Raw genomic sequence first — 13,706 nt, forward strand, 5'->3', positions numbered from 1 at the left:
CACAAAGTTCACAAAAATCACAATTTGTTTTTGTGCATCTTGCATACTTTATTTTGAGAGATCAACTTTTTCTGATGTAAAAAGTGCCTCAAACTCTTCTCTGTGGACTTTTTCCTTCTCTAAAAGAAGAGCTGCACACTTGTGGAGCACGTCCATATGCTGAGTGATGATCTCTCTTGCATCCTGGTGGCACTTGTCGATGATATCATGTACTTCCTGGTCGATCTCCTTGGCAACTTCCTCGCTGTAGCTTCGGGTATGTGCCAGATCTCGTCCGATAAATACCTCATCACCGTCATCACCATAAGTGATCAGACCAAGCTTGTCTGACATACCATACTGCATGACCATTGCTCGGGCAGTTCCTGTCGCACGCTTGATGTCATTGGATGCACCTGTCGTGATATCGCCAAAGATCAGTTCCTCGGCAACACGGCCGCCAAGCAGCGTTGTGATATCCTGAAGCATCTTGCCCTTGGTATTGAACATCTCATCATTCTCCGGAAGAGGCATGGTATATCCTGCTGCCCCAACACCTGTCGGAATGATGGAAATCGTATAAACAGGATCCATATCCGGAAGCACATGGAACAAGATCGCATGTCCAGCCTCATGGTATGCTGTGATCTTCTTCTCTTTGTCAGAGATGACTTTGCTTCGTTTCTCTGCACCGACACCAACTTTGATAAAGGCCTGCTTGATGTCCTGCTGCGTGATATAGGATCTGGTCGCCTTGGCCGCCATGATCGCAGCTTCATTCAGGAGGTTCTCAAGATCTGCGCCTGTAAATCCTGCTGTTGTCTGCGCGATCTGTGCGAGATCAACATCCTCGCCAAGAGGTTTGTCCTTGGCATGAACGCGAAGGATCTCCTCACGTCCCTTGACATCTGGTCTGCCGACTGCAACCTTACGGTCAAAACGTCCCGGACGCAGGATCGCAGGGTCCAGAATGTCGACACGGTTGGTTGCTGCCATAACGATGATCCCCTCGTTCACTCCGAATCCATCCATCTCTACAAGAAGCTGGTTCAGAGTCTGCTCTCTCTCATCATGACCGCCGCCCATACCGGTTCCACGCTGTCTTGCAACTGCATCGATCTCATCGATAAAAATGATACACGGTGCATGCTTCTTGCCCTCTTCGAACAGGTCGCGGACACGGGAAGCACCGACACCGACAAACATCTCCACGAAGTCTGAACCGGAAATGGAGAAGAACGGAACCCCCGCTTCTCCTGCAACAGCCTTGGCAAGAAGTGTCTTACCTGTTCCTGGAGGACCTACAAGGATCACGCCCTTAGGAATTCTGGCTCCCACACTGGTATATTTCTGTGGAGATTTGAGGAAATCCACAACTTCCACCAGATCTTCCTTCTCTTCCTGAAGACCGGCTACGTTCTGAAAAGTTACTTTTTTGCCGTCCGGAAGCATCATCCTTGCACGGCTCTTGCCAAAATTCATCATCTTGGAGTTGCCGCCCCCTCCTGACATCTGTCTGTTCATCATGACAAACAGGATCAGGATAAATGCTCCTGTAAGGATCACAGGTAAAAACGTTGTGAGAAAAGCACTCTCCTGCGGAACATCCTTCACATCCGGATGAATATCGTATTTCTCAAGAATCTCCTGTGCAGTGTTTACATCTGTTACATTGACCTTTTTCTGTCCTTCGCCCTCGATCTCTGCCACAACAGATCCCGTCGGTACCTCCCTGTTCTGATACAAGGATGCAGAAGTCACCTTGCCGTCCTCGGCTGCCTGCTGCAGTTCTTCCATCGTGTAATTACTCTGGGAAGTTACCTGATTATTCAGATAAAAATATCCTGCAACCAGCATCACGATCAGCACCAGATAAAGACCAATTTTGCCTGGCTGTCTGTTCACTTAACTGAATCTCCTTTCACTCGCCGTCAAATTCCACAACTCCGATGAACGGGAGGTTTCTGTACTTCTGAGCATAGTCAAGCCCATATCCTACAACAAACTCATCTGGAATATTGAAGCAGCAGTAATCTACTTTTACATCTTTCTTAACTCTGCGCTCTGGCTTATCAAGCAGAGTACACAGACGGATGCTGTTTGGATGTCTGTTCTCAAGAATCTTGAGCAAATAGCTTAAAGTTCTTCCTGAGTCAATGATATCCTCTACGATCAGCACATCCTTACCGATCAGCGGCTGGTCCAGATCCTTCACGATCTTGACAACACCGCTTGACTTGGTATCATCTCCGTAACTGGATACGGACATGAAGTCCAGAGTTACCGGTACAGTAATTCTCTTTGCAAGTTCACAGGTAAAGAACACGCCGCCCTTCAGTACGCAGATCAGATGGACTTCCTTTCCTGCATAATCCTTGCTGATCTTGGCTGCAACCTGCTGGATTCTTGCATCCACTTCTTCTTCGCTCAGTAAAACCTTGATTCTCTCACTCATAACCTGGTTCCTCCTTGGTATGTAATTTCTAATACATTTCTTGTGCATGAAGTAATTTTATACCGTTCGCTGATCCTTCCGCCTATGATCCACAAAATCTCCCCGCCATCTGCGATCAGTGGTACCTGATCTCTGGTCTCCTTTGGAAATTTATCATCGATCATGCATCTGGTCAGCTTTTTGCGGCCTCCGTCCCTGCCGACAATGAGATAATCTCCTGTTTTGCGGGTACGGACTGACAAACCGCACTTTATTTTATCACAATCAAACCATTTCGTATACTTTTTTTCTAAAATCTTCTCGCCGGAATAGGAAAATACTTTGATCGTAAACCGGCCAAACGGTGTTTCCACCTCTTCCGATGTGGCTGGAAGGGGAATTTCCTGTTCCTTTCGCCCTTCTGTTCCCGGTTTCTGCTGTATTTTCTTCCTGAGGATCACTCCATCGTAAGTCCGCACAGCCTCCAGTCCATATGGAAGCGAAATCCGCTTGCTCACCCGGCAGGAATAAAGTTCCAGTACCTGCCGGATATGCGTCTGTGTGAGATCCCGGCTGCGGCCGCTCAGTTTTTCAAGGATCGTCCGGACTCCATAGCTTTTGAGGATCTGTTTTTTCTGAAAAAATCCTTCTCCAAGGCAGTAACTTCCATCCGGTTCTCTGTAATAATCTGCGGCCAGCTGCGCCGCCTCGTCTGTCAGAAACTCCTCCGCCTCTGAGAGCAGCCTCGAAGTCTCTGCCATGTGCTCAACCGTTTTGGCATTGATCTCTCGCTCCATCACAGGAAGAAGATGCCTGCGGATGCGGTTTCTCGTATATTCATCCTCCAGATTCGTGCTGTCCAGGACACTCGGGATCCCGCACTCTCTAATATAATCGTCAATTTCTCTTCTTTCTAAACACAAAAGAGGACGGATCACCTCTCCATTCACCGGTTTCAGAGAACATAAGCCCCTGAGACCTGTCCCTCTCGCCAGATGATGGAGCATTGTCTCGGCAAGATCGTTCTTATTATGTGCCAGTGCCGTACGGACAACCGCATATTGTTTCCGGCACTTGTGCGTCTCTGCGTCAAAAGCCTGCCTGCGCACGATCCTTCCCGTTTCTTCTGTTCCCAGTTTCCATTTCACCGAAAGCTCCGGGACATCATAGCGATACACGCTGCATGGGATATTCCATTCGGTGCATACAGTCTCCACCATCCGCTGATCCCTGTCTGCCTCCGCTCCCCGGATCCCATGGTTCACATGCACCACCCGGAGATGAAAATGCCAGATCTCTCTCAGTCTCCTCAGAAGATGCAGCATCGTCATAGAATCGTTTCCACCGGATACGCCCGCAATGACCGCGCAGTTCCTGGCGAGCATTTCATTTTCTTTCACAAAATCCTTTACTTTATCGAATGTCTTTTCCCGCATTTTCTTATGTCCTTTACTTTCTTACTACATTGGCAACCAGCACGGTCATGTCATCTCTCGCCCGATAGTCACTGTAGCCAAGCACTCTCTCCAGAATTCCCCGGCTGATCTCACGCGGAGCACTCTCCTGCACATCCAGAATGATTTCTTTCATTGTTTCTTCTTCACAGTCTGTTGGAAGGGCATCCAGAACTCCGTCCGTCATCATAACAAGACAGTCCCCATGATACAGTTTCCGTGAGGCTGTGTCAAAATCAATTCTCTGTACCAGACCTGCCGCAAGGCTCTCCGATGAGATTGCCTCTACCCAATGATCTCTCCTGATAAAAGTAGCTGCTGCTCCTGCCTTGAGGAATTCACAGATTCCCGTATAAAGGTCCACTGCACAGATATCAACTGTGGAGAACATACCTTCCCGTCCATTCAGAATCAGGGCAGAATTGACCATTCTCGCCGCTGCCTCCTGTGAAAAACCTGATTCCATGAACTGCTCCAGTAATTCTACCACAATCTCACTTTCCCTGCACGCATCCATTCCAGAACCCATTCCGTCCGAAAGACACATCACAAATTTTCCTCCATCCTCCTGTCGGCAGATGTAATTATCTCCTGAAACTTTTTCCTTTTCTCTGGTAAGCTTTGCGACACCATACAGCATCTGATAGCTGACATCCTCCACAAAGTGAACCGTATGGAAATCCCGGTTCACAATACAGCGGCTCCCCTGTGCCGAGGTCATTGTGCATTCGCATATCCCGGACAAAATCTGCGAGATTTCTGATACAGCAACACACTGTCCGCTTCTGGCGCGCATGGTCAGAAAAATCTGTCTGCGCCCTTCGACCTTGTCCATGACCCATGCCCGTTTCAGGATCACATGACGCTTTCGAAGACTCCTGGCAAGTTCTTCCTGAAAAACGGGTTCCGCCGCACTGATATCATAGAGATCTTCTGCAACCTGCTGCATAATATGTGAAATCTCATTCAACTGCTGTGCAACTGCAAGCCGACTCTCGATCATCCGGTTCCCCCAGATCATCTCCTGCTTTTCCTTCTGAAAACAGTCCTTCAGGGATTCCAGGTACTGCGCTGATCTGCCGCAGTTCTCTCCACATCGTTTCCGTGCTTCTTCGATCTTCTCCTCATCCGCCTGCTCTATCGCACGTACCATTGCCTCCCCGCACAGATACATCTCCTCTGCGTGGTCTCCCCAGCACAGTTCTCTCCGGTAACAGTTTCTGCAGAAACGTTCTCCCGTCTCCCGGATAACATTCTCAACCTGGGCACTGCTTAAATATTCTTTCTTATATGGCATTCCATAAAAAGTATCTGCAAGTTTCTGAAATGAGGCTGCGTACCGTTCTACTTTTTCTTTCTGGGGATGTTCTCCGCCTAAAGGAAAAGGCTCTTCTTTTCTGGATTTTCTTCCCTTCAAAACAGTTTTTGCCATGTCCCGCAAAATCAGCAGAATGCTGAGCACGAGCATGGCAATTATCCATTCCTGCATGTTTTCCCCTCCCCTGATGTCTTCATTAAGGGAAATTATAAAAGGGATTTTATAAAATATCTGTCAAATACTGTCAGCTATTTCAGAAAAGTTTTCTTCAAAATATGTGTTATTTCTCCTCTTCAAAAACAATCTCATTGCTTTTGACAAGCCCGAGACGGTCTCTGGCGATCTCTGCCACATATTCATCTGTCTGCATATATTCTTTCTCTTCGTCGATCTGTTTGGTTCGATCCTGTTCTTCTTCTATCGAAGTTCTTATCTCTGCTGCTCTTGTATCGTAGGATGAGATTTTGGCTTTCAGTTCATTACTTTGCACTGTAAGAACTCCCAGAAGAAGCACAACAACTACCGATATCAGAGCCATCCCGAGGTAATTATTTAATATTCTTGTGTTTTTTTTCTTTTTTTTGGACTTTTTCAATCTGCTTTCCCCTCTTCCAATTACAAAAGCGGTTTTCCATAATTATTGAAATTTTACCTCTTTTAACAAGAAATAGCAACCTCTTTAACAAAGAATTCATCAAAAAAGCCCCCAAAAAGACGGCAGGCAGCAAAAAGAGCCTCAAAACGCCTTCATTATACTGGTAAAGCTCTGCAAAAACCACACTACCTGACAGAATCCAGTACAAAAGGTCAAAAAACGCCACAGATCTCCGCCCCGGAAACATCCAGCGAAAAATTCCCAGGACCCTGTAAAACAAAAACAGCCCTGCACCGGTTCCTGCCGCTATCAGAAACAGGAACGTCTCTCTTTCCATATAACTGCTCATTTTCAGCGAAACATCCGTTTCAGAAGTTTCTCGTCCTTCTTCGGGGTGTTTCTGGAAAGATAGATCAGGCTGTTTATTTTGCCCTCGATATCTGCCTCACCTTTTTCCAGGTTCAGTCGTTTAACATGAAGTCCTTCGCCTTTGATCTGGAGCTTCCCTTCCTCGGTCAGAAGAAGGATTTCCTGTTCATGAAAGGACTGGACATCCTGGACTCCCGAAATCATGCTTTTTTTCCTGTTTTCGAGGACCAGTCTGTGAGGCTGCCGTGCGGTGCTCTGTTCCATCTCTCTGCCTCCTGTCGTTCCATTTGATCCATTACATTTCAGTTTATGTAAAGATCAGGGCAGATAGACCGGGCATTATCTGCGATCAGAGATATTTATAAAGATTCTCCGCGTCTTCCTTGCGGACAGTATCCTTTACTTCCAGAACTTCTACTTTGACATTCTTGCCGCCGCCAAACTGGATCTCAATGGTATCGCCTGCCTTGACCTGTGCGGATGCTTTGGCAGGACGGTCATTGACAAGGACCCTTCCTGCGTCACATGCTTCGTTCGCCACGGTTCTTCTCTTGATCAGACGTGAGATCTTCAGATATTTGTCAAGTCTCATAAGTTTCTCCTTTAAATTCCGTTAAAAAATGGGGGAACTCATCGTTCCCCCAGCTTACGCTATAATTATTCGTTTACCAGATCTTTCAGAGCTTTTCCTGCTTTGAATTTCGGTGCTTTGGAAGCTGCGATCGTCATTGTCTCGCCAGTCTGAGGATTTCTTCCTTCTCTTGCTGCTCTTTCGCTTACTTCAAATGTACCAAAACCTACTAACTGGATTTTTCCACCTTTTTTTAATTCGGATGCCACAACGTCGGTGAAAGATTTTAAAACTGCCTCTACGTCTTTCTTGGAAAGGTTTGTTTCTTTCGCCATTGCTGCTACTAATTCTGTTTTATTCATGGTGTTTCCTCCTCTAAATAATCTCTTTCTTAATTTATTGCGTAATGCTTCCTGGCATATGCACGCTATTTACTATATATATACCTTTTGTGTCAAATTGTCAAGGCTTTTCCTGCCATTGGAGGCTGCCTCCTGTCGTTTTTTTAAAGAAAAAATCACTCTGATTTCTTCTGTCTTTCACGGGCTTTCAATTCATCCCAAGACAAAGACACTGCCTCTGCATCATCCGGTGAAAAAATCTTCGGATGACGGAATTTCATCTTGGATTCCACGCCCGAGATCACATCCTTGATCGTAAAAAGCCCTTCTTCCTCCGCGATCACACTGTGAAGTGCAACCTGGAACAGAACGTCTCCCAGTTCCTCGCAGAGATTCTGGCTGTCGCCCTCTGCATTCAGGTGATCGATCCCCTCAAGGACTTCCCCTGCTTCCTCCATAAGATATGGCTTCAGGCTTTCATGTGTCTGCACACTGTCCCACGGACATTTCTTCCGGAGTTCCCGGACAACTTCCATAAATCTGTCAAATTCCTGCATACGCCAGTTACCTGATTATTTCATGGAGTCAACCATATCCAGAACTGCCTTGCCCATGATGTCAGATTTCTCATCTGCATCTGCAAGGGAAGTTCCCTTAACGCCGTAGTAGAATTTAACCTTCGGCTCTGTTCCGGACGGACGAACGCATACCCATGCATCATCTGTCAGTTCATAGTACAGAACGTTGGAGTTCGGAAGTCCTGTAGGTTTCACTGCGCCTGTTGCCACATCTGTGATCGTGTCTGCCTTGTAGTCTCTTACAGCAACGACCTTGTGTCCTGCAAACTCTGCCGGCGGATTCTGACGCAGGGAGTTCATGATCTCCTGGATCTTCTGAAGTCCTTCGATTCCCTTCATGGTTACAGACTGGATTGCATCCTTGTAGTAACCAAACTGTTCGTACATCTCAATCATTGCATCCCAGAGAGTCTTGCCCTGAGTCTTGTAGTATGCAGCAGCTTCGCAGAGTGCCATTGTAGCTACGATCGCATCTTTGTCTCTTGCATATGTACCGATCAGGCAGCCGTAGCTCTCTTCAAATCCGAAGAGATAGCTTCCCTTGCCGCTCTGCTCGAATCCGAGGATCTGCTGTCCGATGAATTTGAATCCTGTCAGAACTTCGATCAGTTTTACGCCGTATCCTTTGGCGATCGCATCTGCCAGGTTTGTGGTAACGATGGTTTTGATCAGAGCGCCATCCTCCGGAAGACTTCCGTTGATCGCTTTCTTCTGGCTGATCTCATAGTTTGCAAGCAGGCAGCCTGACATGTTTCCTGTCAGATCATGATATTCGCCGTTCTTGTCCTTGACACGTACACCAAGACGGTCTGCATCCGGGTCTGTTGCCAGAACGAGGTCTGCATCTACTTCTTTGGCAAGTTTCAGTCCAAGTTCGAATGCCTCTGCTGCTTCCGGGTTCGGATAGCTTACTGTCGGGAAATCTCCATCCGGCAGTTCCTGTTCTTTGACAACGTAAACGTTCTCAAATCCAAGTTCTTTGAGGATTCTTCTTGCCGGGATGTTTCCTGTACCGTGAAGAGGTGTGTAAACAACCTTGAGGTTCTTGCCCTCAGCCTTGATCGCATCCATGTGAAGAACCTGTTTCTTAAGTTCTGCCATGTAAGCATCGTCTACTTCTTTGCCGATCACCTGGAACAGACCTGCTTTTTCTGCTTCTGCCTTGTCTATAGTCTTAACAGTATTCCAGTCAGAAATGGATTTAACTTCTCCCATGATTCCGCTGTCGTGAGGCGGTGTGATCTGTGCGCCATCTTCCCAGTATACCTTATATCCGTTGTATTCCGGCGGGTTATGGCTGGCTGTTACGTTGATACCTGCAACACATCCGAGGTGACGTACTGCAAAAGAAAGTTCCGGTGTCGGTCTCAGTGATTCAAAGATATATGCCTTGATTCCGTTTGCTGCAAGACAGAGAGCTGCTTCCTCGGCAAATTCCGGTGACATATGACGGGAATCGTATGCGATCGCAACACCCTGTGATTTCTTGTCAACCTTTGCGATGTAGTTTGCAAGACCCTGAGTTGCTCTTCTTACTACATAGATGTTCATGCGGTTGGTTCCGGCTCCGATGATTCCACGGAGACCTGCGGTACCGAACTCCAGATCCATATAAAAACGTTCTTTGATCTCATTATCATCTTCTGCAATATTTTTTAATTCTTCCTTTGTCGCTTCATCAAAGTATGGGTTGGACAGCCACTGCTCATATACCTCTTTGTAATCCATACTGATATACCTCCCTGTTGATAGTATTTTCCAGTCTTTTTGTAAGACCATTGGTGCTTTATATTATACACCTCTTTGCGTAAAAAAGGAAGAGAAAACCGTACAGTTACAGTCAAATTTACCAATTTTTAACCTTGTTCCTGATAAAAAACAATCAAAAAGGATAATTTTCGAGACATTTTGCTCCGAAGTTTTGCCAGGCTTCTTTCTGCCCTGTCAGCTTCTTTAACTTCTGCGTGTTTTTTTCTGAGATCCAGGCTTTGTTGTGGGAATAGTAATAGTTTGCCAGTTTCCAGTATTTTTCCGGATAAAGAAAGCGGATATGGATATTCTGCCATTCATCCTCCGAGATACTTTTTTCTTTGTGATAGGCACTGAGCATTTTCATTCCAAGCCGCACATCCCAGTTATATTTCTCAAGGATCTTTCGCATAAAACGGTACAGATCAGCCATCTGCACATCAAAGCCCCAGTGCGCAAAGCTGGTGACTGCAGTCTCTTTTCTGATCATAAGGACATTATGCTGGTTATACTCCCCGTGGCAGATCCAGCCGTTTTCTGTCACATCCTGTCGAAGTTTCGAATAGGCAGAATCTCGCAGAAGCCCCAATGCCATGTCACCTTTTTCCAGATAATCCTCCACCGTCGCCAGATACAGTTTTTCGAACTGACAGGATGCCCCTTTTTTGCGGATAAATTTACGGATCTTTCGCAGTTCCTGATTATGTCTCTGATAGATATCTTCCAGTGAAGGTTCCATATAATCCTGAACCAGTGGAAGTTTCATATATTTATGCATCTGTGCCAGAGTCCGCACGCTCCGCAGGATATCCTCCTCCGACCTGGTATCGCACTCCCTTCCCTCATACCAGAACTGCAGTGTGTATGGAATATTATCACGGTCCCGGCTGACCAGATTTCCTTCTTTATTCGGAAGATAGCGGTCAACCCGGCAGCCGGCAGCCGAAAGTCCCTCGAGAAGCTCCTGCTGCTTCTTAAGCTTCTTCTCCGTCCCCTTGAATTCTTTCAGGATAAAAAGCCCCTCCTCGCAGCGGCAGAGAAGCGCCCCCCGCGTGCGGGCTGTGGAGAGCACGGTCAGGCTGTACTGTTCCAGCGTACTGAATCCATAATCATACAAATTAAAATCCCCCTCTTGTTTTTGTACCTTCTATCTTATGTACCCCGTCACGCAGAAATGCAAAAAAGACTGCCGCGGTACTGCTTCATGTGCAGCCGCAACAGCCTTAAGGATGTCAGATGAGTGACATTAATTTTTCTTTTGTATTATCCTCCGGAACATCCAGAACGTGCTCCAGAAGCCGGTTCAGGATCTCGCCAAGTTCCGGTCCCGGCTTGTATCCTGCCTGGATCAGATCTCTTCCGGTCACTGCCAGTGTCTTGAGGGAAACGCACTGATTCTGCTTCAACATTTCCTCATAGCAAGCTTTTACGCTCTCCTGCCGGGCAATCTTTTCATCACGGCGGTATTCGCTCTGTGCCAGCATATCTGCTTTCTGGACTTTAAGATATAATGGAAAAAGTTCCTCCCCGATCCTGTTCACAGCCCTTCTCACAGATTTCATCTGTCCCTCCGGTCTGTCGTCATGATAACGGATCAGATGGGAAACCTGCATGATCGTATCATTATCAAATTTCAGCCGGCGAAGGATCTGCTTCGACATCTCCTCACTTTTTACCGAATGCATTTTGAAATGATCCCGTCCGTTTTCGTCCGTGGTCTTCATAACCGGTTTCGCAATATCATGAAGCAGCATTGTCAGGCGTAGCACCTTGTCCGCCTCCACATAAAGAAGACTGTGCAGGATATGCTCTCCAACGGTAAAGCAGTGGTACGGGGTGTTCTGTTCCGTTTCCATGCAGCGGTCAAACTCCGGCAGAAACTCTTTCGTGATTCCTGTTTCATATGCCACACGGAGATAATCCGGATGCGGCGAGACAAGAAGCTTCACAAGCTCTGCCTGAATCCTCTCGGCACTGACATTCCGGAGATTCTGAGTCAGTCTGCTGATCCCCGCCTTCGTCTCTTCCTCGATCTCAAAACCAAGCTGTGCCGAAAAACGCACTGCCCTCATGATACGCAGTGCATCCTCATGAAAGCGCTCCAGCGGATCACCTACACAACGGATGACCTTGTTCTGCATATCATCCATCCCGTGAAAAAGATCGACAATCCCCTCCTTCGGATGGTATGCCATGGCATTGATCGTGAAATCTCTGCGTTTCAGATCCTCTTCCAGACTGGAAGTAAACGTCACCTGCTTCGGATGACGGCCATCTTCATATTCACCGTCCACACGGTAAGTTGTCACCTCATAACCTTCCTTATCCATCATTACCGTGACAGTACCGTGCTGGAGCCCGGTATCTATCGTGCGTGGAAATAATTCCTTGACCTGATATGGAGAGGCAGAAGTGGTGATATCCCAGTCGTTGGGGCAGCGTCCCAGAATAGAATCCCGGACACAGCCTCCGACTACATAAGCCTCATGACCATTTTCATTTAAAACCCGCAGAATTTCTTCTGCATCGGATGGAATCGTTAATTTCATATTAGTATGCTCTTCCCCAGTAAACCATCTTCTTCGCCGGTTTTCCACAGCATACGCAGACATCGCTCAGATGCTCCTGTTCAAACGGCATACATCTGGATGTTGCCTGAACATCTTCTTTGATCTTGTCCTCGCACTCGCGGTTTCCACACCACATAGCTTTGACAAAGCCCGGTTTGTTGTTGATGGTGTCTTTGAATTCTTCGTAGTTTGTTGCAACATAAGTGTGAGCATCGCGGTGTGCACGTGCGCGCTCCAGCATTTCCTTCTGCATAAGATCAAGAACTTCCTGAACTTTGGACGCAAGTTCTTCAAAGGAAACGACATATTTCTCTCTTGTATCACGACGGCAGATAACAGCCTGTCCGTTCTCGATATCCTTCGGTCCACATTCGATACGAACCGGAATTCCTCTCATTTCCTGCTCTGCGAATTTGAATCCCGGGCTTCTGTCGGTGTCGTCTACTTTGACACGGATGCCAGCTGCCTTGAGTGCTGCAAACAGTTCATCTGCTTTCTCAAGAACGCCTTCTTTGCGCTGCTGGATCGGAATGATGACTGCCTGAGTCGGAGCGATTCTCGGAGGCAGGACAAGTCCGCTGTTGTCACCGTGAACCATGATGATCGCACCGATCATACGTGTTGTCATACCCCAGGATGTCTGGTGTACGTATTTCAGTGTATTGTCCTTGTCTGTGTACTGAATGCCGAATGCTCTGGCGAATCCGTCACCGAAGTTGTGGCTTGTACCGGACTGAAGTGCTTTACCGTCATGCATCAGGGACTCAATTGTGTAGGTAGCTACTGCACCTGCGAATTTTTCTTTGTCTGTCTTCTGACCTTTGATGACCGGGATAGCCAGAACTTCTTCGCAGAAATCAGCGTACAGGTTCAGCATCTGGATCGTTCTCTCCTCTGCTTCCTCTGCTGTTGCGTGTGCAGTATGACCTTCCTGCCATAAGAACTCTCTGGAGCGAAGGAACGGACGTGTTGTCTTCTCCCAGCGGACTACAGAGCACCACTGGTTGTATACCTTCGGCAGATCTCTGTGAGACTGGATATCTTTCTGATAGAAATCACAGAACAGAGTCTCAGAAGTCGGACGTACACAGAGACGCTCCTGAAGTTCGTTCAGTCCACCGTGTGTTACCCATGCTACTTCCGGTGCAAAACCCTCTACGTGGTCTTTCTCTTTCTGAAGAAGAGATTCCGGAATGAACATCGGCATGTATACGTTCTGTACACCTGTCTCTTTGAATCTACGGTCAAGTTCGTGCTGGATGTTTTCCCAGATCGCATAACCTGCCGGTTTGATCGCCATGCATCCTTTTACGCTTGTGTAACCGCACAGCTCTGCTTTTTTTACAACGTCAGTATACCACTGTGCGAAATCTTCTTCCATGGAAGTGATAGCTTCTACTAATTTCTTTGCCATGATTTTCTCCTTTTCTGTAAATGATTTTATATCAGATCAGAGGCTTCTGTGTATAAAAAAAGTCCTCTGATCCCGGTAAAGGGACCGAAGGACTTCGGCGGTACCACCCTAATTAGCAACTCCTGTATGCCAGAAAAAAATTGCTCTCTCAAGCTCCCTTAACGCTGGATCTACGCTGCACTTCACTTGTACAGAGCTCCGAGGCCGGTTCCACGATTCGCGCACAGAATCCTCACACCATATGGATTCCTCTCTGAGATTGCTCCTCATGTACTATTCTCTTCATCGCCGTTATCTTATTTATGCCAGAAAACTTCTGCATATTTGATATTTA

Annotated in this window: 14 protein-coding genes and 1 other annotated feature; all 14 genes read right to left on the minus strand. The window is 47.0% G+C overall.

The window, feature by feature from the left end:
- Positions 1 to 48: 48 nt before the first annotated feature.
- Entirely contained in the window at positions 49 to 1,836 is a 1,788-nt protein-coding gene (ftsH, locus tag DWX28_RS02455; RefSeq protein WP_118251741.1) for an ATP-dependent zinc metalloprotease FtsH, read from the minus strand.
- Between the two features lie 64 nt (positions 1,837 to 1,900).
- A complete protein-coding gene (hpt, locus tag DWX28_RS02460) occupies positions 1,901 to 2,434 on the minus strand; it encodes a hypoxanthine phosphoribosyltransferase (RefSeq protein ID WP_118251634.1) in 534 nt (177 codons plus the stop codon).
- On the minus strand, positions 2,431 to 3,849 hold the full coding sequence (gene tilS / locus DWX28_RS02465) for a tRNA lysidine(34) synthetase TilS (RefSeq protein WP_118251638.1): 1,419 nt from the start codon (positions 3,847 to 3,849) through the stop codon (positions 2,431 to 2,433). Before tilS ends, hpt begins: the two co-directional genes overlap by 4 nt.
- Positions 3,850 to 3,862: 13 nt before the next feature.
- Positions 3,863 to 5,356 carry a SpoIIE family protein phosphatase gene (locus tag DWX28_RS02470; protein WP_022214785.1) on the minus strand — a complete coding sequence of 498 codons (1,494 nt, stop codon included), beginning with the start codon at positions 5,354 to 5,356 and terminating at the stop codon, positions 3,863 to 3,865.
- A 109-nt stretch (positions 5,357 to 5,465) separates the two neighbouring features.
- Positions 5,466 to 5,723, minus strand: a complete 258-nt coding sequence (locus DWX28_RS02475) for an FtsB family cell division protein (RefSeq protein WP_118251743.1) — start codon at positions 5,721 to 5,723, stop codon at positions 5,466 to 5,468.
- Between the two features lie 10 nt (positions 5,724 to 5,733).
- Positions 5,734 to 6,117, minus strand: coding sequence for a spore cortex biosynthesis protein YabQ (gene yabQ, locus DWX28_RS02480; protein WP_158565269.1), 384 nt, complete (start codon positions 6,115 to 6,117; stop codon positions 5,734 to 5,736).
- A 14-nt stretch (positions 6,118 to 6,131) separates the two neighbouring features.
- Positions 6,132 to 6,413, minus strand: a complete 282-nt coding sequence (gene yabP / locus DWX28_RS02485; protein WP_022214787.1) for a sporulation protein YabP — start codon at positions 6,411 to 6,413, stop codon at positions 6,132 to 6,134.
- 85 nt (positions 6,414 to 6,498) lie between these two features.
- Positions 6,499 to 6,741, minus strand: a complete 243-nt coding sequence (locus tag DWX28_RS02490) for an RNA-binding S4 domain-containing protein (protein WP_118251644.1) — start codon at positions 6,739 to 6,741, stop codon at positions 6,499 to 6,501.
- 65 nt (positions 6,742 to 6,806) lie between these two features.
- Positions 6,807 to 7,082 carry an HU family DNA-binding protein gene (locus tag DWX28_RS02495; protein ID WP_022214789.1) on the minus strand — a complete coding sequence of 92 codons (276 nt, stop codon included), beginning with the start codon at positions 7,080 to 7,082 and terminating at the stop codon, positions 6,807 to 6,809.
- Between the two features lie 155 nt (positions 7,083 to 7,237).
- The gene (locus DWX28_RS02500; RefSeq protein WP_022214790.1) at positions 7,238 to 7,618 is read right to left on the minus strand and encodes a MazG nucleotide pyrophosphohydrolase domain-containing protein; all 381 of its coding nucleotides are present in this window, start codon (positions 7,616 to 7,618) and stop codon (positions 7,238 to 7,240) included.
- Between the two features lie 15 nt (positions 7,619 to 7,633).
- Complete coding sequence (locus tag DWX28_RS02505) at positions 7,634 to 9,367, minus strand: phospho-sugar mutase (RefSeq protein ID WP_022214791.1); 1,734 nt, start codon at positions 9,365 to 9,367, stop codon at positions 7,634 to 7,636.
- A gap of 154 nt (positions 9,368 to 9,521) precedes the next feature.
- A complete protein-coding gene (locus DWX28_RS02510) occupies positions 9,522 to 10,505 on the minus strand; it encodes a CotS family spore coat protein (protein WP_118251649.1) in 984 nt (327 codons plus the stop codon).
- A gap of 115 nt (positions 10,506 to 10,620) precedes the next feature.
- Entirely contained in the window at positions 10,621 to 11,937 is a 1,317-nt protein-coding gene (locus DWX28_RS02515) for a CCA tRNA nucleotidyltransferase (protein ID WP_118251651.1), read from the minus strand.
- A gap of 1 nt (position 11,938) precedes the next feature.
- Positions 11,939 to 13,372 carry a proline--tRNA ligase gene (gene proS, locus DWX28_RS02520; RefSeq protein ID WP_118251653.1) on the minus strand — a complete coding sequence of 478 codons (1,434 nt, stop codon included), beginning with the start codon at positions 13,370 to 13,372 and terminating at the stop codon, positions 11,939 to 11,941.
- Between the two features lie 76 nt (positions 13,373 to 13,448).
- Positions 13,449 to 13,667: a binding site (T-box leader), on the minus strand.
- Positions 13,668 to 13,706 lie beyond the last annotated feature (39 nt).

Source organism: Blautia sp. AF19-10LB, from assembly GCF_003461245.1.
Lineage (GTDB): Bacteria > Bacillota > Clostridia > Lachnospirales > Lachnospiraceae > Blautia_A > Blautia_A intestinihominis.

What these genes read in the sequence shown, in the direction of transcription:
- DWX28_RS02515 (WP_118251651.1), bottom strand. Translation starts at nt 11,937, where the DNA reads ATGAAATTAACGATTCCATCCGATGCAGAAGAAATTCTGCGGGTTTTA.
- proS (WP_118251653.1), bottom strand. Translation starts at nt 13,372, where the DNA reads ATGGCAAAGAAATTAGTAGAAGCTATCACTTCCATGGAAGAAGATTTC.
- DWX28_RS02475 (WP_118251743.1), bottom strand. Translation starts at nt 5,723, where the DNA reads ATGGCTCTGATATCGGTAGTTGTTGTGCTTCTTCTGGGAGTTCTTACA.
- hpt (WP_118251634.1), bottom strand. Translation starts at nt 2,434, where the DNA reads ATGAGTGAGAGAATCAAGGTTTTACTGAGCGAAGAAGAAGTGGATGCA.
- ftsH (WP_118251741.1), bottom strand. Translation starts at nt 1,836, where the DNA reads ATGCTGGTTGCAGGATATTTTTATCTGAATAATCAGGTAACTTCCCAG.
- DWX28_RS02470 (WP_022214785.1), bottom strand. Translation starts at nt 5,356, where the DNA reads ATGCAGGAATGGATAATTGCCATGCTCGTGCTCAGCATTCTGCTGATT.
- yabQ (WP_158565269.1), bottom strand. Translation starts at nt 6,117, where the DNA reads ATGGAAAGAGAGACGTTCCTGTTTCTGATAGCGGCAGGAACCGGTGCA.
- DWX28_RS02495 (WP_022214789.1), bottom strand. Translation starts at nt 7,082, where the DNA reads ATGAATAAAACAGAATTAGTAGCAGCAATGGCGAAAGAAACAAACCTT.
- DWX28_RS02500 (WP_022214790.1), bottom strand. Translation starts at nt 7,618, where the DNA reads ATGCAGGAATTTGACAGATTTATGGAAGTTGTCCGGGAACTCCGGAAG.
- DWX28_RS02505 (WP_022214791.1), bottom strand. Translation starts at nt 9,367, where the DNA reads ATGGATTACAAAGAGGTATATGAGCAGTGGCTGTCCAACCCATACTTT.
- tilS (WP_118251638.1), bottom strand. Translation starts at nt 3,849, where the DNA reads ATGCGGGAAAAGACATTCGATAAAGTAAAGGATTTTGTGAAAGAAAAT.
- DWX28_RS02490 (WP_118251644.1), bottom strand. Translation starts at nt 6,741, where the DNA reads ATGAGACTTGACAAATATCTGAAGATCTCACGTCTGATCAAGAGAAGA.
- yabP (WP_022214787.1), bottom strand. Translation starts at nt 6,413, where the DNA reads ATGGAACAGAGCACCGCACGGCAGCCTCACAGACTGGTCCTCGAAAAC.